Origin of the sequence: Citrobacter sp. R4, from assembly GCF_026719175.1 — a bacterium.
Taxonomy (GTDB): domain Bacteria; phylum Pseudomonadota; class Gammaproteobacteria; order Enterobacterales; family Enterobacteriaceae; genus Citrobacter_A; species Citrobacter_A sedlakii.
Map to the genome: position 1 here is coordinate 467,256 of NZ_JAPPSU010000002.1, position 18,717 is coordinate 485,972.

An 18,717-nucleotide genomic window follows, 5' to 3' on the forward strand; every position below is an offset into this window, starting at 1 on the left:
TTAACGTTGATTATCTTCTTCGCGGATTGTCCGCAGATTGCAGGCGATTTGATTAAGTGTGGCGCTGAAAAGGGCAAGTTCCGCTTCCGGGATGGTGCAGGTCACGCGCTGCTGATACGTCTCGATCACCCTGTTGAGTTCACGCAGAACCGCGCGACCGTTGTCCGTCAGGGTGAGCAGGCGAATACGCTTGTCCCAGGGCGATATGGAACGTATCAGATAACCCCGTTTTTCCAGCTGCGCGAGCGTGCGCATGAGCGGCGGCAGTTCAATACCCTGCATTTCAGCCAGCTCGCTTACCGAGACGTTATCGCCCAGTTGATGCAATTGCATCAATACCGTCCAGCTTGACTGCGTCAGGCCGGTGTCGGTGATGGCGGTATCAATAATGGCGCGCCACTGACGCACCACCATCGCCATGCGCATGCCCATCGGACGGCGGGCAAACAGTTCGTCTTCGGTCATAGCACTTCCCCTCTTAGCTGAGGGGAAAATAATACTTATCAGGATAAGTATCAAGAAACAGGCCGGGTATTCGCATGAATTGATAAATATCATGAATGTATTTAGAACGACGCTGTGCGCGTCGCCCTTATTGATTTTACGGGCTTTTAGAGCTCATCCCGCCGTAAGCCAATATCTTTGAGCCGTTCATCATTCATCTGTTGCAAAATGCGTCGCGAGTAAACCCGTAAGCGCCACGCTTTATACGCCCGCCAGATCAGCATAAATCCCGCAAATGGCCGTTTTGCCCTGTTCTCGTAAAATTCCATTCTCCACCTCCGCATTAACCTGAGGCTTTATTCTGGCGGGGGGCGATTATTCAATACAGATTCAAAAAACACTTTTCTTTAACATACAGATTGACTAAAAATACGTCTGAACTGCAAAAAATGCACCTGTCTGTACTGGTTTTGAAATCTGTATGGCATTTATAAGGGATACAGCATGACGCGTTATCAACATCTGGCCAATCTGCTGGCTGAACGTATTGAGCAGGGTTTATATCGTCATGGAGAAAAATTGCCGTCAGTGCGCAGCCTGAGCCAGCAACATGGCGTGAGTATCAGCACTGTGCAACAGGCGTATCAGCGCCTGGAATCTCAGCAGCTCATTACGCCACAGCCGCGGTCGGGCTATTTTGTCGCGCCGCGCGAAGCGCAGCCGCCGGTCCCTCCGATGTCTCGACCGGTACAGCGTCCGGTGGAGATCACCCAGTGGGATCAGGTGCAGGATATGCTGGAAGGGCATCACGATGCGTCTATCATTCCCTTTAGTAGCGGCATCCCGGACATCAGCCAGCCAAGCCTGAAGCCGCTGTGGCGCGAGTTAAGCCGCGTCGCGCAGCACAATCTGAGCGCGGTGCTGGGCTATGATGAGCTATCAGGCTGTCGCGAACTGCGTCAGCAAATCGCGCGACTGATGCTCGACGGCGGTTCCGTGGTCACCGCCGAAGATATTGTCATAACCAGCGGCAGCCAGAGCAGCATGTCGCTGGCGCTGCTGGCGGTGTGTCAGCCGGGGGATATTGTCGCCGTGGAATCGCCCGCATACTACGGCACCATGCAGCTTCTGCGCGGTTTAGGCATCAAAGTAATTGAAATTCCTACCGATCCGGATACGGGGATCAGTATCGAAGCGCTGGAACTGGCGCTGGAACAATGGCCGGTCAAAGGGGTCATACTGGTGCCAAACTGCAATAATCCGCTTGGGTTTATCATGCCGGATGCGCGTAAGAAAGCGGTACTGGCGCTCGCCCAGCGTCACGATATCGTTATTTTCGAAGACGATGTTTACGGCGAACTGGCCTCGGAGTACCCTCGCCCGAAAACCATTCACGCCTGGGATATCGACGGACGGGTGATTCTGTGCAGCTCGTTTACCAAATCGGTCGCGCCGGGCCTGCGCGTCGGTTGGGTGGCGCCTGGCCGTTACCATGACAAGCTGCTGCATATGAAGTACGCCGTTATCGGCTCCAACGTCCCGGTCACCCAACTGGCGGCGGCCGCGTTTGTCCGGGAGGGTCACTATCACCGTCACCTCCGGCGAATGCGCCAGATTTACCAACGCAACATGGAAATCTACACCTGCTGGGCACGGGAATATTTTCCCGGCGGCATCTGCATCACGCGGCCAAAAGGCGGTTTTTTACTGTGGGTTGAATTACCAGAACAGGTCGATATGGTCTGCGTGGCGAAACAACTCTGTCGACTGAGAATCCAGGTTGCGCCCGGCTCCCTGTTTTCGGCATCAGGTAAATACCGCAACTGCGTGCGCATCAATTGCGCGCTACCACCGGACGAGAAACACCGGGAAGTGATGCAAAAGCTTGGCGAGGCGATTAAGGTGGCGATGGACTAGCTTCTGCCACCCGCTACGCGTTGCCAGTCGGGCGCCCCTCAATGCGCCACGTTTTGTATCTCTTCCGCAGAGAGCCCGGTCAGACGCTGCACCGTTGGAGGTTCAATCCCCTCCGCGAGCATCATTGCGGCAATACGCCGGGCTGCTGCGCGCTGGCCTTCGGCCAGCCCTTCCTGTTTACCCTGCTCCATGCCCTGGCGGATCCCTTTTCTGAGAATCGCATTACGAAATCTTTCTGCAACCGTCATTAATCGCTCCTTGTGTTGAGGCACCCGCTGCGCCATCTCTTCCAGAAAGACGCTGAACCGTGGCGTATAACCGTGCTGTCTTTGTAAATAATTAAACAGCGCTTTCAACTGTCTGTCATTAGCGCAACCGGTAACGAGTAGCGATGCCAGTTGTTCTACCAGCCCCAACAGATCGCGTCTGCGAATATGCTTTTGGACCAACTCCAGTACCGCCATCCGCCGATGCTGCATAATTTCATCGTCCGGGATCACCGTGATATCCACCAGAGGGAACGCGGCGCTATACAGTTCACGCGCCAGCGCAGGATCGGCAAAGTCATCCAGCCAGTTCAGAGAAAAGGGATAAGGGCTTTCCGCGCCGTGATAAAACAGCATCGGCACCACCAGCGGTAGCCGCTTATGTCCGGCGTCTAAATGCTGTTGCATCGCCGCGATGGCGTAGCGCATCAGCCTGAATGCCATATGTGCATCAGGCGTGCTTTGATGCTCGATAACCACATAGATATACCCCTCGCCTTCATCGGTTTGTACCGACCACAGCACATCTGAATAATACGCCCGCAGATTGTCTTCAATAAAACTGGTCGGCTCCAGCTTCAGCGTCTGCAAATCGCACAGCGATCGCAGCGAAGCCGGAAGGTGAATATCCAGAAAATCACGGGCGGTATCCGGATGGCGCAGAAAGGTCTTAAACACGGCGTCATGCGGGGTGGATGTGTTTGATTTGCTCATGGCGGTCCGTCACCTAAAAAATTTACCGCCACGTTACCGTGCCGCCTCCCCCGTTTCATGCGCCACTTTTCTTCTCTGCGAAACGCCTCCAGAGAAAAAGCCCCCCCAGATGTAACAGCAACATGTTCGCGGAATGCGCTACGCAAAAACCACACAACGTCGGCGATTACGACGTTTTCGCCGTCCGGCCTGTGGTATAACTCATCATTATCAACAGGAGAGGCTGACCGTGAACCGCACCCGAAATATTTCACAATCATTCTGGCGTGACGAACAACTGCCGTGGCTGGAATTGCGCAGTACCAGACGCAGCCATCAGGCCTACAAGCGCCATTACCACCCGCAACTGTCGGTTGGCGCGATCCTGGAAGGAGAAACCCGTTGCATCAGTCACGGGGTGGAGTACCGCCTGCAGGCAGGCGATCTGATTGTGATCCCGCCGGATGCGCCACACAGCTGCAACCCGGTAGACGGACAGTGTCGCAGCTATCATATGCTCTATCTGGACGCAGACTGGTGCCGTGCGCAATTCGTTGGCGTGACCGCCAGCGCGCGCCTTGTCGCCCCCGCGCCGGTCATTCGCAGCCCGTCGCTGTTTGCCGATTACCTTACGCTGGTCACGTTCATGGCGCGCCGGCAGACGGCGGCGGTAGTGAGCGCCGCCCAGCGTCTGCTGCGCCAGCTCCCCTTGCACATTGGCACGACAGATACTCCACGCGCCAGCAGTCGCTATTTACTGACACGCCTGCAAAGCGATTTGCTTTCTCCACCGTCGCTGGATGAGTTAGCCCATGAGTGCCAGATGCGTAAAGAGACGCTGATCCGCACCTTTAAACAGGATGTCGGCCTGACGCCGGGCAGTTACCTGAACATCGCGCGCATCGGTTACGCCCGCGCGCGTTTACGCGCCGGGGAGACGATTGCCGACGTCAGTTACCAGAGCGGATTCGCCGATCAGAGTCATTTTCATCGCACCTTTGTCAGCTATACCGCCGCCACGCCGCGTCAGTATGCATCGGGGCGATCAATATCAGACAATAATTAGCGCCGGACAAAAGGTAGGGTGATCTCAGGTTTACTGTCTGAGGTCACTATGGAACGCTTCTCTGTTCTCTTTCCGTCGGCATTCCCCGCGCTGGCGTTGGCACATTTTGTGGCGCTGCTGAGTCCGGGTCCCGACTTCTTTTTACTGGTCGGCTATGCGGTCCGCTACCCATTGCGGGGTAGCGCCGGGCTGTGTGTCGGGATTGCCGCAGGCAATGGCCTGTACATCCTGCTGGCGATTGTCGGCTGGGGGATCCTGCGCCAGCTGCCGCTCCTGTTTACCGTCATTGAGCTGCTCGGCGCAGTGTATCTTCTGTGGATTGGCGCCCTGCTGCTGCGAAGCCGTCCGCAGACGTTGTCCGGTTCCGGCGCTGAAAACGCTTACCCGGGTTTTCACCAACAGCTGCTGTTGGGGCTGGGCTCCTCATTGCTCAACCCAAAGAACGCGCTGTTTTACCTGGCGCTAATGACAGCGTTGCTTGGCCCCGGGGTGACGCTGGTGCAGCAAACGGTAAGCGGCATCTGGATGACCAGCGTGGTGCTGGCATGGGATATACTGATCGTCACGGTTATCGCTCTGCCAGCCGTCCAGCAGCGCTTCACCCACGGGTTACTGTGGATTGAGCGGGCCGCTGGCGCCATCTTGTGCGTTTTTGGCGTGGGGATTGTCGGACGGTTTATCTGGCCGCTGATTGTCGCTACGCCGAATTAACCCGCAAAACTCTTTTGATTACCGTCAAAATTTAATTACACTCAATGTGTATATTTTCCACTCAACTTACTTTTCCCGAGGTGTGATGTGCTGAATGTCATCTGTAATCGACACACTTTCTGACGTGAGTCAGTGGTGTTTTCCTGTCTGTGTTTATGTGCGGACAGCGCTTTTGATTACATGAAATTCAGTCCATCCGCAGTCTGTTTGCGCCCGTTCTCTGCCTGACGTCCCTGTGACGGTATTGAATTTCGTTGTTCCCGCTATGGGTTGTTCCACATGGAGTGCGTTTACGATGTCACGGATTTCTCACTTTTTCTCACGGCACGCCACGTCGCTGTTTTTTCCGATGGCGCTGATCGTGTATGACTTTGCCGCTTATCTGTCGACGGATTTGATTCAGCCTGGCATCATCAACGTCGTGCGCGATTTTAACGCCGACGTCAGCCTTGCGCCCGCGGCGGTCAGCCTTTATCTGACCGGCGGCATGGTGTTGCAATGGTTGCTGGGGCCGCTTTCGGATCGCATTGGCCGCAGGCCGGTGCTGATTACCGGCGCGCTGATCTTCGCCCTTGCCTGTACCGCCACGCTGTTCACCACCACCATGACGCAGTTTCTGATCGCGCGCGTGGTACAGGGCACCAGCATTTGCTTTATCGCGACGGTCGGCTACGTCACGGTTCAGGAAGCCTTCGGTCAGACGAAAGGCATTAAATTGATGGCGATTATCACCTCTATCGTTCTTGTGGCACCTATTATCGGCCCGCTTTCCGGCGCGGCGCTGATGCACTTTGTCCACTGGAAAGCGCTGTTTGGTATTATCGGCGTGATGGGCTTTCTTGCATTTATTGGCCTGTTGTTGACCATGCCGGAAACGGTCAAGCGCGGCGCGGTGCCGTTCAGCGCGGTCAGCGTGCTGCGCGACTTCCGCGATGTGTTCCGCAATCGTGTGTTCCTCGCGGGCGCCGCGACGCTGTCGCTCAGTTATATCCCGATGATGAGCTGGGTTGCCGTTTCGCCGGTGATCCTGATCGACGCTGGCGGCATGACCACCTCGCAGTTTGCCTGGGCGCAGGTGCCGGTGTTCGGCGCAGTGATCGTCGCCAACGCCATCGTCGCGCGCTTTGTTAACGATCCCACCGATCCCCGCTTTATCTGGCGCGCGGTGCCTATCCAGCTTAGCGGACTCGCGGTGTTGATTGCCGGAAACCTGCTCTGGCCGCACGTCTGGCTGTGGTCGGTGATGGGCACCAGCCTGTACGCGTTTGGTATAGGAATGATCTTCCCGACGCTGTTCCGCTTTACGTTGTTTACCAACAATCTGCCCAAGGGCACGGTCTCGGCGTCGCTGAATATGGTGATTCTGCTGGTGATGGCCGTCTCCGTCGAGGTTGGCCGCTGGTTGTGGTTTAACGGCGGGCGAATCCCTTTTCACCTGCTGGCGGTAGCGGCAGGCGTGGTGGTCGTGTTCACGCTACGAGGTTTGCTCCATCGCGTGCGCCAGCATGGCGAAACCGAGCTGGCGCTTGAGAAATAAAGCAAGCCGGATGGCGGTGAAGGCCCCTTAACCAACCGACAGGGTTCGCAGGTGGGTTAAGCGTCAGCGCCATCCGGCAAGGGAATCACTTTACGCGATGCGCGCAAATCCGGCGTCGAGATCGGCAATCAAATCGCCCACGTCTTCCAGCCCGATATGCACCCGCACCAGCGTTCCGCTGAAGTCCACGTCCCCTGCCAGACGGATGCTGTTTAGTTCCTCCGGCTGATTCGCCAGAATCAGCGATTCAAAGCCGCCCCAGGAGTAGGCCATATGGAACAGCGAAAAGTTATCAAGGAACGCGGCCAGTTGCGTGTCCGACAGGCGTTTTTTTAGCACAAAGGAGAACAGGCCGGAGCTGCCGCTAAAGTCACGCACAAAGTACTCGTGCCCCGGGCATTCCGCCAACGCCGGATGGTTCACGCGCGCCACTTCCGGTCGCGCCGACAGCCAGCGGGCAATCTCAATACTGCTCTCCTGATGCTGCTTCAGGCGGACCGACAGCGTACGCAGGCCGCGGCTGCCGTTATAAGCGGTATCTGCATCCAGCGTCTGCCCCATCAGATACGAATTCTCACGCAGGCGCTCCCAGCAGCGGGCGTTGGACACCGCCGTACCCAGCATACCGTCTGAATGACCGATGGTGTACTTGGTTCCTGCCTGAATCGAAATGTCCACACCATAGTCCAGCGCCTTAAACAACACGCCAGCCGCCCAGGTGTTGTCGATCATAATGACGATCTCCGGGTTCACCGCGCGGATCGCTTTTACCATCCCCGGAACATCCTGCACTTCCATGGTGATCGAACTGGGTGATTCAAGAAACACCACTTTGGTTTCCGGCCGGATCAGTTCGGCAATTCCCGCGCCGATCATAGGATCGTAATAGGTGGTTTCGACATTGAATTTACTGAGGATCTTATTGCAGAAATCCTGGGTCGGCTCATACGCCGCGCCGGTCATCAACAGATGATCGCCCCCCTGTACAAAGGCGAGGATCGCATTGGTCACCGCCGCCGCGCCGCACGGATAGAGCGCGCAGCCGACGCCGCCCTCCAGTTCGCTCATCGCCTTCTGAAAGGCGAAGTGAGTATACGTGCCGCGACGTCCGTAAAACAGCTCGCCGTTGGCGCGATTGGCAGTGGCGAATTTTTTGTCTTTGACGGTATCAAACACCAGAGAGGAGGCCCGCTGGATCACCGGGTTCACCGCTCCCTGGGTATAGCGCTTATCGCGTCCGGCGATGATTAACTGCGTTTCAAGCTTCATTGAATCTTTCATATTTTTTATCCTTCATCCGTACGCAAACTTATACCGTCGCCGTGCCAGGGTTAATCCCGACACTGGCCTGTTTCTTTCCCGCGAAGCGCTCAACAATCTGCGTCGCGTTTAAATCGTGAATGACGTTAATCAGCGTTGCCGGAGCATCGGTAATGGTACCAAGCACCACCAGCATCGGAATTGCCTCCATCGGCAGTCCCAGCGTGGTGACGATAAAGATCTCGCCGAGAAACGCCCCACCCGGCACGCCGCCAACGATAATCGCCGACAGCACGGCAATCAGCATGGTCAAAAAGAAGGTCTCGGTGGTAAATTCCATCCCCAGTACTGAATAGATAAAGACAATCTTCAGCGCCGCAATCATCGCCACGCCGCCCTTGTTCAGGTTGACCAACAGCGGCACGGAGACATCAACAATTTCCGGATTAATGCCCATCGCCTTGCCCGCGCGCAGGGTCACCGGTAACGTGCCCAGCGAGGAACAGGTGCCCAGCGCGGTCACGGAAGGCTCAATGGCGTGGCGCCAGAAGGCTTTTACCGCCGGAACGCCCCCGCCGATGTACGAATAGAGTATTGAGCCAAAGACGTAATACACCAGGGTGGCGACCATAAACAGGCCAATTGCCCGGGCGAAGGTCAGCAGCAAGTCGGCGTCCTGGCTGGCCATCGTCGCCGCGAAGTAGCAGCCAAGCCCGACCGGCGCGACCTTCATAATGATCGACACGATCTTCATGATCACCGTGTTGGCGTCTTCCAGCAGCGACGCGATGCGCTTACCGGCCTGCTCCGACTGACCGATAGCGATCCCGGCAACGATCGCCATGACGATCAACGCCAGAATATTCGACTTGGAAAACAGGCCGATAAAATCATTGGTGGTGATCATACTGACAAAATCCATCTTGCCGCTGCCCGCCTGCACGGACTGAGACAGATCGATAGTGACGCCCTGCGCCGGGTTGTACCACAGCGCCAGAGCGACGATCCCTGCCGCGGGTATAAACGCCATCGCAATAGAGACGATAAAAATAACCGCCATAATGCGCCCCAGACGCTTCAGGTCGGTCATGCTGGCAATAGAAGACATCACGCTAATGCCAACCAGCGGAACAATAATCATAAACAGCAGGTTCAGGAAAATCTGACCTATCGGCTGAAGTTGACTGGCAACCGCGGGGGCATAAATACCGAATACGCCGCCGGCCACCAGTGCGAGTAATAAGATAATTGACGATTTATAGGGTTCGAGTCGTGACCACATACGAGGCACCTTTCATTAAAATAGAATATAAAATGAGAGTAAATTCACAATTTGATGGGGTTCCGATTTTTCCTCCTTATTATTTTGTGACCTGACTCACTTAAGTTGTTATTTTTTCATTTTGTCAGCACGTTGTTTCCTGTGATTCAATAGTTGCATGTTTCAGAAAGGAATGTAACGGCATATTCGTACCGTTTTTGCAAATCACTTGTGAATAAAAGGAAACAATGAGCGCGCCCATTTCACTCAAGCATTTAGAGTTTTTTGTCCGGATTGTCGACTGTGGCGGCTTATCTGAAGCGGCGGCGCAGCTTAACGTTTCGCCGTCGGCGGTAAGTAAAAGTCTGGCGGCAATGGAAGATACATTAGGAACGACCTTAATTAAGCGTACCACCCGCAGTATTACGCTGACCGACGCTGGACACTATTTATTTAATCGCGCCAATAAATTACTGAAAGAATTTGATGAAACGTTGAATACCACCTCTGGCTATTATCACAATCCTCAGGGGGAATTACGCATTACCTGCTCTATTGCCTTTGGTTATTCCCGGCTGGTCAATCTGGTGGATAAATACCGCACCCAGTTTCCCGACGTGAATCTGTATATCGATCTCAACGATAATTTTATCAACCTGAACGATACTGACTTTGATATTGCGCTGCGCATCTCCACCGCACCGCCGCAAAACTATGCGATGCGCAAGCTGGTGCCGATCCGCTGGGCCTGGTGCGCCTCACCGGGCTATCTCGCCAAAAAAGGGATGCCGCTGCGGCGCGCCGATCTGGTGGATCATGACTGTCTGGTTTACCCCGGCCTGACGCCAACCGTAAAGGTCGCCGACGAGCAGGATCGGCTGCATCAACTCAAACTGCATATGCCGATTCAGGCCAACAGCAGTCTGGTGCTGCTGAAATCGGTGCTGGAGGATCAGGGCGTGGCGTATCTGCCCACCTACCTGATTGGCGATCATATCCAGAAAGAAGAGATCACCCCGCTGATGCTCGACGGTACGATCGCCTGCGAAACGCACACCCTGTACGCACTTTATTTCCCCAGCAAATACAGTAACCCAAAGGTACGATCGTTTATCGATTTTCTGGTGGCGGAACTCGGCGCTCTTCCGGCCTGGGACAACTGGATCCCGGGCTGAGTACGCGTTGCACAATCCCACTGTCTGCCTCTATCCTTAAGCGTATGAATAAAATCGCTGAACTTAAACGCGCCAAACTGCTGGCGCTCTCGTTGCTGCTGATCGCCGCCAGCACTTTTGTGGTCACGCTTTTTCTGCCTCCCGGTTTCTGGGTTAGCGGAATCAAGGCCATTGCCGAAGCGGCGATGGTCGGCGCGCTGGCGGACTGGTTCGCGGTCGTGGCGCTGTTTCGCCGCGTGCCGCTGCCATTTATCTCGCGCCATACGGCGATCATCCCACGCAATAAAGATCGCATTGGCGAGAATCTCGGCCAGTTCGTCCAGGAAAAATTCCTCGATACTCAGTCGCTGGTGGCGTTGATCCGCCGCCACGAACCGGCGCTGTTGATCGGCAACTGGTTTAGCCAGCCGGACAATGCCCAGCGGGTCGGCCTGCATTTATTGCAGATCATGAGCGGTTTTCTGGAACTGACCGACGACGCCCGCATTCAGCGCCTGCTGAAACGCGCGGTACATAAAGCCATCGACAAGGTGGATCTCTCCGGTACCAGCGCCCTGATGCTGGAAAGCATGACCAAAAACGATCGTCACCAGGTGCTGCTCGACACGCTGATCGCCCAGCTTATCGCCCTGCTGCAACGCGACAGCTCACGCCGGTTTATCGCCCAGCAGATCGTGCGCTGGCTGGAAACCGAGCATCCGCTGAAAGCGAAAATTCTGCCGACCGAATGGCTCGGCGAGCACAGCGCCGAACTGGTTTCTGACGCGGTGAATTCACTACTGGATGACATCAGCCAGGATCGCGCTCACCAGATCCGCCATGCTTTCGATCGCGCCACATTCAAACTTATCGATAAGCTGAAAAACGATCCGGAAATGGCGGATCGCGCCGAAAGCATTAAAGAGTACCTGAAGGAAGATGAAGCCTTTAACCGCTATCTGGGCGAGCTGTGGGCGGATCTGCGCCAGTGGCTGAAAAACGATATCAACGCCGACGATTCGCGCGTCAAACAGCGGATCGCCAATGCTGGCCAGTGGTTTGGCGAAACGCTGATTGCCGACGATGCGCTGCGCGCGTCGCTTAATGGCCATCTGGAACAGGCTGCGCATCGGGTTGCCCCAGAGTTCGCCAGCTTTCTGACCCGCCACATCAGCGACACGGTAAAAAGCTGGGACCCGCGCGATATGTCGCGGCAGATTGAACTGAATATCGGCAAAGATTTGCAGTTTATCCGCGTCAACGGCACCCTGGTCGGTGGTACCATTGGGCTGGTGCTTTATCTGTTATCCCACGCCCCGGCCCTGATGGGCTTTTAAGGAAATACTATGGCTGATCTCACTCTTTCCGCAGCGGAGCGCGAGCGCTTGCGCGACGAGCTGGAGCGCTACTGCCGCGATCAGTTCGATCTCCACCTGGAGCAGTTCGACGCTGAGTTTTTTATCGATTTTATTATCGATAAATTGGGCCCCGCCTTCTACAACGCCGGCATTGAAGAGGCGATCCGCACTCACCTTGCGTGGAATGAACGGATTCAGGAGGAGATGGATCTGAAAAAGATCCTCTAGCGATGCCGTCTCAAAGCGATCCGTTTGACGGTTAAGAAGTCGTTAAGATCTTTGCCTAATACTGGACGTCTGTTCGCCGTTCAGGGAAAGATCGCTTATGAAAAGGATTGTCTGGCTGTTAAAACGCCCCGTGGCCGGGTTTGTCGTGTTTGCTGGGGTTATCGCCGCAATGGGCTTCATGCTCCTTACCGGGGCGATGGCCGATGCCGAACGTCCGGATTCTTCTCTACAGCACTATCGCGCCACGATTGATGGCAAAGAAATTGCTGGCATTAAAAACAACATCTCTTCGCTCACCTGGTCGGAAAAAAGCGACACCCTGTTCAGCACCCTGAACAGACCCGCCACCCTTGTTGAGCTGACCAAAGAAGGTGACTTACTGCGCACCATCCCGCTCGATTTTGTGCAAGATATGGAAACGATCGAATACGTCGGCGACGACACCTTCGTGGTGAGCGATGAGAAAAACTACACCATTTACGTGATCACCGTAAATGAGCGCTCAGAGGTGAAAATCGTCAAAAAAGTGCAGTTCGCTGTGCATGACACGCCGACCAACCGCGGTTTTGAAGGACTGGCCTGGTCACAAAACGATCGTACCTTCTGGTTCTTTAAGGAGCGTAAACCGATTGAGATTTACACGGTTCGGGGATTACTGCGTAACGATGAGCTCTCGATTGGCCGGGATCTCGCGCTGCAGCGCAATCTGGCGGTAAAAGACATTTCCGGCGCAGAGTTTAATTCACAAAATAATACCTTGTTGATCCTTTCTCATGAGTCACGAACGCTAAAAGAGGTGACGCGGGACGGCGACGTGATTGGCTCCCTGTCGTTGACCGGAGGCCACCACGGGCTGGCAAAGACTCTCCAGCAGGCGGAAGGGATTGCGATGGACAACCAGGGCACGATCTTTATCGTCAGCGAACCGAATCTGTTTTACCGCTTTACGCCAGTGCCTGCACACTAAATTCACATTATGCCTTACCCGGTTGTTAAAAATTTGTTACTCTCACTCTTACCACGCGAATCATCACACAGGGTACGGCATGAGCCAACAACCGCATCATCTCGCTGACCGTTTTTCTTTTAGCACCGCTCTGTTTGGCATGATGGTTTTAGCGCTCGGCATGGGCATAGGCCGCTTTTTGTATACGCCTATGCTGCCAGTACTGCTGGCTGAAGGACGCTTTAGTTTTAGCGAACTGTCGTGGATCGCCAGCATCAACTATGCGGGCTATCTGATGGGAAGCCTGCTGTTCTCTTTTGGTCTGTTCCATCTGCCGGGACGGTTACGCCCGCTGCTGTTCACCTCTGCCGTCGCCACCGGCATATTGATTCTGGCGATGGCGGCGCTGACACATCCGGTCGGCGTGATGCTGGCGCGTTTTCTCGCCGGGGTCGCCAGCGCCGGAATGCTGATTTTTGGCTCGACGCTGATCCTGCAACATACCCGTCATCCGTTCGTTGTGGCCTCGCTGTTTTCCGGGGTCGGCGTGGGCATCGCGCTGGGCAATGAGTATGTTATCGCCGGGCTTCAACTGGCGCTTACCTCGCAGACCCTGTGGACAGGGGCCGCCGCCTTCTCCGGCCTGCTGGTGGTTTTGCTCGCGCTGCTGCTGCCTTCCCGCGCTCATGCGATACCGCCCGCGCCACTGGCTGAGGCAAAGCATCAGCCAATGCGCTGGTGGTTACTGGCGATACTCTATGGCCTTGCCGGGTTCGGCTACATTATTGTTGCCACCTATCTGCCGTTGATGGCTAAAGACGCGGGGTCGCCGCTTTTAACGGTACACCTGTGGACGCTGGTGGGCCTTTCGATTGTGCCGGGCTGCTTCGGCTGGCTATGGGCCGCAAAACGCTGGGGCGTTCTGCAATGCCTGACGGCAAACCTGGTGATTCAGGGTGCCTGTGTGCTCCTCACCCTCGCCAGCGGCTCGCCGACGCTGCTGGTGCTCAGCAGTATTGGTTTTGGCGCGACCTTTATGGGCACCACTTCGCTGGTGATGACCCTCGCCCGTCAGTTGAGCGTGCCCGGGAATCTCAATCTGTTGGGCTTTGTCACGCTGACTTACGGTATTGGGCAGATCCTCGGCCCGCTATTAACCACCTTTTTCGCCAACGGAACAGAGGCCATTACCCGCGCAACGCTCTGCGGCGCGCTGGCGCTAATGATTGCCGCATTAATCAGTGTCGCCCAGCTTTATCAACAAAAGCGCTTATTACGCTGCCGCGCAAAATAATCACCGGAGTCATAAAAAGCGGGCCTGGATTATTTTCGAAACGCGATGAAGCCATTCCAGAAGTTCCGAAAGAATAAATCCGTGATTATTTTATGGGTGGTGATAATCGGCGAAGGAAATATGATGACGGTACATCCCCACATCATTATCGGTATCATCACGACGGCCAGGGTCAGGCCCATTGTAAAAGCGCTAATACAGTCCACGGAACGGCAGAGCGGCAAAGACAACGTCTGAAAACCTGCGCTTAATTTTCCGCGCCGTGCTTAAGATCGTCTTCGTGGACGGTGCGGTGAAGCATTAACGCTTCGGCAATAATATCCTGCTTACTTTTCCGCGTTTCCAGCGCCAGCGCACGGACATAGTCCCAAAGGGTTGACTCTACGCGGGCGCTCAACAGAACCATATTTTTAGAACGCGTGCCTCTGGCTTTGCGTTGATCGGGATAATCGCGAGAAGGCATTGTCATCTCCTGAAAGCGGGTGGTCTTAACAGGAGAGGAATATGCAGTTAGCGGAAAAACAAGTCAACGCACAAAAATTCATCAGTCACGTAATTTAATTGTTAATAAATCGCCTCAAAATGGAACGATATTTCAAATGAAAGGGAAGACTGGCAACCTTTATTTCGTCACGATTCCTTTACACCCTGACCTTTATTCTACGTCGGCCTGGTGTAAATTGGCATGGATAAAATGTGGACCGACAGTGGAAAATTCCCGTTCGCCAATAAGTTACTCCTCAAATAAATGTTTACATTGCGCGGAATAACCGGAGTTTTAGAGGGGCTTAAACGATGCTTACCCCATCATTTTTGTAGTGAGCCTCACAATATTCTGCCCCCGGACGTCTTACCACTGCTGCTTGTCGCACTGGAAAGGTAAACAAGACGTAAACGGCAACATTTTTTAAGGACGCAAATTAAGTGCCTTCAGTTTGATTTAAGTCAATTTTCAAGAGACACATTTGCCAATTTTTGGTAAGAATCTGATGAAGCGCACAAATAACCGCCCTCGTTGTACAGAAATTTTTACGCGTTTGCCTGTCCATCTCTCTGCGGAGTGGCATTGACATAAAAAAGCTGCTGGTCCGCCCTGAAATTCCCCGGCGGACCGTTGTCCACTGCGGGCTGTCGTTATCTTTCCCGCATGGCTTCTTTCGCCTTATTCAGCGGTTTCAGCAGATACTCCAGCACCGTTTTATTGCCGGTTTTGATATCCACGGTGGCAATCATGCCGGGAAACACCGGAAAGGCTTTTTTCTGTTTATTAATTAACTGATTGCTGTTGGTGCGAATGTAAACCCGGTAATAGTAGAGATCGCGTTTGACTTCATCCTGAATCGTATCCGGCGATATGAGCGTCACCACGCCGTTGATGCCGCCATAAATGGAGTAATCGTAAGCGGTAATCTTTACCATCGCTTCCTGTCCCGGATGGATAAACGCAACATCGCGCGGCAGGATTTTCGTTTCAATCAGGATCTGATCGTCTAACGGCACCAGGCTCATCAGCTTGCCGCCTGGGGCGATCACACCGCCCACGGTCGTGACGTCAATATCTTTCACAATGCCGCGTACGGGGGCGGTAAAGGTCAGGCGGGTCAGCGAATCTTCCCGCCCGCGCATCACTGACCGCTCGGTCTCGATTTCAGCGTTGGCCTTCGCCAGCTCTTCACGGGCGCGCACGTAATACTGGGTTTGCAGCTCGGCGATCTTATTTTCCATCTCATTCTTTTGCCGGCGCAGGCGCAGCACTTCCACCTGGCTGGCTGCGCCCTGTTTGATCAGCGGTTGGGTGAGCGCCAGCTCGCCGTCAATCAGCGCGATGCCCTGCTTCAGCCCCTGGATCCCTTTTTCCAGGCTTTCACGTCGGGAGAGAAACAACGCGCGCTCCTGGTTTATCAGCGCCGTCTCGTTGTTCAGCTCCGGCGGGAATACCGGCTCGGTGCCGTTCACTTCCGCCGTTAAACGCGCCGAGGTCGCCAGCGCCGCATGCAGTTTCGATTCGCTCTCCTGCACGCCGGACTCGGTTTTCGTCCGGTCGAGCTGCGCCAGGACTTGCCCTTTTTCCACAATGTCGCCTTCACGCACGTGCAGTTTGTAGATAATGCCGCCTTCCAGCGACTGGATCTCCTGCTCGTGGGACGATGGCACCACTTTGCCGCTGCCGGTGGTTACTTCATCCAGATGAAAGTAGCTCGCCCAGGCGACAAACGCCGCCAGCAGGGCAAACAGGAACCAGACGATCAGGGAAGAGCGCGGCAGTTTAGGCTCGCTGAGGCGACTGTTAAAACGGTTTACATCGCGCATTTTACGCTCTCCCTGGGTTGTTCGACGGCATCCGGGTAACATTGCCTGTCGTCGGCGGCGTCATACCGTGTTTATGCAAAATGGCGTCACGCGGGCCGTCCATGACAATACGTCCGTTATCCAGCACGATAATGCGATCCACCAGTTCAAGGATCGGCAAACGGTGCGTCGCCACCACCATCGTTCGCGTATTGCCCAGCCAGTTCTTCAGGTGCTGAATAAACTGGCTCTCGCCAATTTCATCCAGCCAGGCAGTGGGCTCATCCAGCAGTAAAACGTTCGGCGACGTCAGCAGCGCGCGCGCCAACAGCAGCGCCTGACGTTGTCCGCCCGACAGTCCGGCGCCGCCTTCGCTGATCACATAGTTCAGCCCGGTTTTCTGCTTGCGCACAAATTCGAGCGCGCCGCTGATCGCCAGCGCCTGCTGGATATCGTCATCGGTCGCCGTGGGGTTACCGAGCGTAATATTGTCGTGGATGGAGCCAAAGAACAGGCGTGCCTGCTGGCTCAGCAACTGCATATCGCGGCGCAGATCCGCCGGGTCAAGGTGATTGAGCGCGATATTGTCGAGCAGCACCGACCCCTGCTGCGGTTCCTGCATACCCGCCAGCACCTGCAGCAACGTACTTTTACCCGAGCCGTTGCGACCGAGCAGCGCCACGCGCTCCCCGGCGTTGATATTCAGCGAAGGCACCGTCAGCACGTTAACTTTCTCTTCTTCGTCGTAGTAAAACGCGACGTTTTCCAGTTGATAATGCCCGCGCAGGTGCGCTTTATGTACTTTCTTGCCCTGCTGCGGCTCATCAACCGGACGCTGCATCAGCTCATCCAGCCCCTGTAACGCCACCTTCGCCGACTGCCAACGCGACAACACGCCGGAGATTTGCGACAGCGGCGCGATAGTGCGCGAGGCCAGAATCGAGGTCCCGACCAGCGCGCCCGTGGTCATATCACCAGCAATGACCAGATAACAGCCAATCAGCAGCACCACCGCATAGACAATGGACTGAACTTCCTGGGTCCAGGTCAGCAACAGACTGGTCAGCCAGCGCTGGCGCATGCCGACGTCAGCGGCGACAAAATTGGTGTTGTTCCACTGGTTCTGAAAACGCTGTTCGGCGCGCATCAGTTTGATATCTTCAATGCCCTGTACCGCTTCCACCAGCGTGGCGTTACGGATAGCCGACTCGCGCATCCCCTCGCTGGACAGCCGCCCCAGCGGACGCTGCACCAGCAGGCCGGGGATCAGCAGCAGCGGAACCGCCATCAGCACCACCAGCACCAGCGGACCGCCAATCATCCATAAAATGAAGACAAACAGCAGGAAGAAGGGCAGATCGGAGAGCGCGGCGATGGTGGTAGAGGTGATCAGCTCACGCACCGACTCCAGTTCGCGGATCTGGGCAATAAACGATCCGGTGGATTTGGATCGCGCGCCGTTCTTAATCCGCATCGCATGAGCAAAAATGCGTTCTGAAATACGCAAGTCGGCCCGCTTGCCCACCACGTCAGAAATATAGACGCGCAGCATGCGCATAATAAATTCAAACAGGATCGCCAGCATTACCCCGCCAAACAGCACCCACAGGGTAGTTTCAGACTGCGAGGGCACTACGCGGTCGTAAACCTGCATCGAAAAAATCATGCCAGAGAGCGCCAGCACGTTCGCCACCAGCGCAACCACCATAATGTCGATATAGCGAGGCCAGTCTTTTAACGCCAACTGCCAGAACCAGTTTTTCTTATACGGCTTAATGTAATCATCAACGCGCGCGTCAGGCGTGGATTCCAGCGGACGTAAAATAAATAACGCTTTCAGTCGCGCGCTTAATTCATCGCGCGGTAATACGGTTTCCAGCCCTTCATCGCCGCTGAACTGCAGGCTGATATTCCCGTCGTTGTCCATGCGGGTAATGACGGCGATTTGCCCTTCGCTAAATTCCGCAATGAGCGGCAGACGCCACGGATCGAGATGCGAGACTTTCGCTGCGACCCTGCGCAAACCCAGCCCCAGTTGGCGCGCCATATCTTTTAACACCAGCTCGCGCGGGGAGTCAGTTTCATAGTTTATCGACACCCGAACATGCTCCTGCGAGTAGTCGAGACGATAATGTTGCGCCACGCCGATCATAGCCTGTAACCAGGGTTCATATTGCGACTGCGTGTTCATAGCATTCTGTTCCTGTTCTGCGACATTGCGCCGTAACGGAATTGCGTGAGGAATAACGGATTGTGTGCTCATACTCGTTTCTGCCGCAGCGCGATAAACCTG

General features: G+C 55.1%; 18 protein-coding genes. 10 read left to right on the forward strand and 8 right to left on the reverse strand.

Annotation, left to right across the window (positions count from 1 at the left end):
* Together OOJ60_RS07775 and OOJ60_RS07780 are read right to left on the reverse strand one after the other, a co-directional pair.
* On the reverse strand, window positions 1-465 hold the full coding sequence (locus OOJ60_RS07775) for a MarR family transcriptional regulator (RefSeq protein WP_042292325.1): 465 nt from the start codon (window positions 463-465) through the stop codon (window positions 1-3).
* Between the two features lie 146 nt (window positions 466-611).
* Window positions 612-773, reverse strand: a complete 162-nt coding sequence (locus tag OOJ60_RS07780) for a DUF1127 domain-containing protein (RefSeq protein ID WP_181822528.1) — start codon at window positions 771-773, stop codon at window positions 612-614.
* A 175-nt stretch (window positions 774-948) separates the two neighbouring features.
* Here OOJ60_RS07780 and OOJ60_RS07785 point away from each other — a divergent pair, with 175 nt between their 5' ends.
* Window positions 949-2,361 carry an aminotransferase-like domain-containing protein gene (locus tag OOJ60_RS07785; RefSeq protein ID WP_205612350.1) on the forward strand — a complete coding sequence of 471 codons (1,413 nt, stop codon included), beginning with the start codon at window positions 949-951 and terminating at the stop codon, window positions 2,359-2,361.
* Window positions 2,362-2,399: 38 nt separating this feature from the next.
* Here OOJ60_RS07785 and OOJ60_RS07790 read toward each other — a convergent pair whose 3' ends face one another.
* Entirely contained in the window at window positions 2,400-3,341 is a 942-nt protein-coding gene (locus OOJ60_RS07790; RefSeq protein ID WP_205612351.1) for an Rpn family recombination-promoting nuclease/putative transposase, read from the reverse strand.
* 229 nt (window positions 3,342-3,570) lie between these two features.
* Between OOJ60_RS07790 and OOJ60_RS07795 the strand changes: the two genes are divergently transcribed.
* The 3 genes from OOJ60_RS07795 (at window position 3,571) to mdtM (ending at window position 6,634) form a co-directional block, all read left to right on the forward strand.
* Entirely contained in the window at window positions 3,571-4,386 is an 816-nt protein-coding gene (locus OOJ60_RS07795; RefSeq protein ID WP_205612352.1) for a helix-turn-helix transcriptional regulator, read from the forward strand.
* Between the two features lie 48 nt (window positions 4,387-4,434).
* Window positions 4,435-5,097 carry a LysE family translocator gene (locus OOJ60_RS07800; RefSeq protein ID WP_200035506.1) on the forward strand — a complete coding sequence of 221 codons (663 nt, stop codon included), beginning with the start codon at window positions 4,435-4,437 and terminating at the stop codon, window positions 5,095-5,097.
* 304 nt (window positions 5,098-5,401) lie between these two features.
* On the forward strand, window positions 5,402-6,634 hold the full coding sequence (gene mdtM / locus OOJ60_RS07805; RefSeq protein WP_167333870.1) for a multidrug efflux MFS transporter MdtM: 1,233 nt from the start codon (window positions 5,402-5,404) through the stop codon (window positions 6,632-6,634).
* A 90-nt stretch (window positions 6,635-6,724) separates the two neighbouring features.
* Here mdtM and metC read toward each other — a convergent pair whose 3' ends face one another.
* A complete protein-coding gene (metC, locus tag OOJ60_RS07810; protein WP_042292339.1) occupies window positions 6,725-7,915 on the reverse strand; it encodes a cystathionine beta-lyase in 1,191 nt (396 codons plus the stop codon).
* Window positions 7,916-7,943: 28 nt separating this feature from the next.
* Complete coding sequence (locus OOJ60_RS07815; protein WP_042292341.1) at window positions 7,944-9,176, reverse strand: dicarboxylate/amino acid:cation symporter; 1,233 nt, start codon at window positions 9,174-9,176, stop codon at window positions 7,944-7,946.
* A gap of 227 nt (window positions 9,177-9,403) precedes the next feature.
* Here OOJ60_RS07815 and OOJ60_RS07820 point away from each other — a divergent pair, with 227 nt between their 5' ends.
* From OOJ60_RS07820 to OOJ60_RS07845, 6 genes are all read left to right on the forward strand, one after another.
* Window positions 9,404-10,330, forward strand: a complete 927-nt coding sequence (locus tag OOJ60_RS07820; protein ID WP_060570336.1) for a LysR family transcriptional regulator — start codon at window positions 9,404-9,406, stop codon at window positions 10,328-10,330.
* Between the two features lie 44 nt (window positions 10,331-10,374).
* Window positions 10,375-11,646: a DUF445 domain-containing protein gene (locus OOJ60_RS07825; RefSeq protein ID WP_042292344.1), complete on the forward strand. Its 1,272-nt coding sequence runs from the start codon at window positions 10,375-10,377 to the stop codon at window positions 11,644-11,646.
* Between the two features lie 9 nt (window positions 11,647-11,655).
* Window positions 11,656-11,895, forward strand: a complete 240-nt coding sequence (locus OOJ60_RS07830) for a DUF2164 domain-containing protein (protein ID WP_042292346.1) — start codon at window positions 11,656-11,658, stop codon at window positions 11,893-11,895.
* A 169-nt stretch (window positions 11,896-12,064) separates the two neighbouring features.
* Window positions 12,065-12,862, forward strand: a complete 798-nt coding sequence (locus tag OOJ60_RS07835) for an SdiA-regulated domain-containing protein (RefSeq protein ID WP_233470888.1) — start codon at window positions 12,065-12,067, stop codon at window positions 12,860-12,862.
* 79 nt (window positions 12,863-12,941) lie between these two features.
* A complete protein-coding gene (locus tag OOJ60_RS07840; protein ID WP_205612354.1) occupies window positions 12,942-14,135 on the forward strand; it encodes an MFS transporter in 1,194 nt (397 codons plus the stop codon).
* 81 nt (window positions 14,136-14,216) lie between these two features.
* The gene (locus OOJ60_RS07845; protein ID WP_200035510.1) at window positions 14,217-14,372 is read left to right on the forward strand and encodes a hypothetical protein; all 156 of its coding nucleotides are present in this window, start codon (window positions 14,217-14,219) and stop codon (window positions 14,370-14,372) included.
* A gap of 10 nt (window positions 14,373-14,382) precedes the next feature.
* Here OOJ60_RS07845 and OOJ60_RS07850 read toward each other — a convergent pair whose 3' ends face one another.
* The 3 genes from OOJ60_RS07850 to OOJ60_RS07860 form a co-directional block, all read right to left on the reverse strand.
* Window positions 14,383-14,598, reverse strand: a complete 216-nt coding sequence (locus tag OOJ60_RS07850; RefSeq protein ID WP_042292358.1) for a hypothetical protein — start codon at window positions 14,596-14,598, stop codon at window positions 14,383-14,385.
* Window positions 14,599-15,269: 671 nt separating this feature from the next.
* Window positions 15,270-16,445 (reverse strand): HlyD family type I secretion periplasmic adaptor subunit, encoded by a 1,176-nt coding sequence (locus OOJ60_RS07855; protein ID WP_199957238.1) that lies wholly within the window; start codon window positions 16,443-16,445, stop codon window positions 15,270-15,272.
* A gap of 1 nt (window position 16,446) precedes the next feature.
* Complete coding sequence (locus OOJ60_RS07860; RefSeq protein WP_205612409.1) at window positions 16,447-18,615, reverse strand: type I secretion system permease/ATPase; 2,169 nt, start codon at window positions 18,613-18,615, stop codon at window positions 16,447-16,449.
* Window positions 18,616-18,717 lie beyond the last annotated feature (102 nt).

What these genes read in the sequence shown, in the direction of transcription:
- OOJ60_RS07775 (WP_042292325.1), bottom strand. Translation starts at nt 465, where the DNA reads ATGACCGAAGACGAACTGTTTGCCCGCCGTCCGATGGGCATGCGCATG.
- OOJ60_RS07780 (WP_181822528.1), bottom strand. Translation starts at nt 773, where the DNA reads ATGGAATTTTACGAGAACAGGGCAAAACGGCCATTTGCGGGATTTATG.
- OOJ60_RS07785 (WP_205612350.1), top strand. Translation starts at nt 949, where the DNA reads ATGACGCGTTATCAACATCTGGCCAATCTGCTGGCTGAACGTATTGAG.
- OOJ60_RS07790 (WP_205612351.1), bottom strand. Translation starts at nt 3,341, where the DNA reads ATGAGCAAATCAAACACATCCACCCCGCATGACGCCGTGTTTAAGACC.
- OOJ60_RS07800 (WP_200035506.1), top strand. Translation starts at nt 4,435, where the DNA reads ATGGAACGCTTCTCTGTTCTCTTTCCGTCGGCATTCCCCGCGCTGGCG.
- metC (WP_042292339.1), bottom strand. Translation starts at nt 7,915, where the DNA reads ATGAAAGATTCAATGAAGCTTGAAACGCAGTTAATCATCGCCGGACGC.
- OOJ60_RS07815 (WP_042292341.1), bottom strand. Translation starts at nt 9,176, where the DNA reads ATGTGGTCACGACTCGAACCCTATAAATCGTCAATTATCTTATTACTC.
- OOJ60_RS07820 (WP_060570336.1), top strand. Translation starts at nt 9,404, where the DNA reads ATGAGCGCGCCCATTTCACTCAAGCATTTAGAGTTTTTTGTCCGGATT.
- OOJ60_RS07825 (WP_042292344.1), top strand. Translation starts at nt 10,375, where the DNA reads ATGAATAAAATCGCTGAACTTAAACGCGCCAAACTGCTGGCGCTCTCG.
- OOJ60_RS07830 (WP_042292346.1), top strand. Translation starts at nt 11,656, where the DNA reads ATGGCTGATCTCACTCTTTCCGCAGCGGAGCGCGAGCGCTTGCGCGAC.
- OOJ60_RS07835 (WP_233470888.1), top strand. Translation starts at nt 12,065, where the DNA reads ATGGGCTTCATGCTCCTTACCGGGGCGATGGCCGATGCCGAACGTCCG.
- OOJ60_RS07840 (WP_205612354.1), top strand. Translation starts at nt 12,942, where the DNA reads ATGAGCCAACAACCGCATCATCTCGCTGACCGTTTTTCTTTTAGCACC.
- OOJ60_RS07850 (WP_042292358.1), bottom strand. Translation starts at nt 14,598, where the DNA reads ATGCCTTCTCGCGATTATCCCGATCAACGCAAAGCCAGAGGCACGCGT.
- OOJ60_RS07855 (WP_199957238.1), bottom strand. Translation starts at nt 16,445, where the DNA reads ATGCGCGATGTAAACCGTTTTAACAGTCGCCTCAGCGAGCCTAAACTG.
- OOJ60_RS07860 (WP_205612409.1), bottom strand. Translation starts at nt 18,615, where the DNA reads ATGAACACGCAGTCGCAATATGAACCCTGGTTACAGGCTATGATCGGC.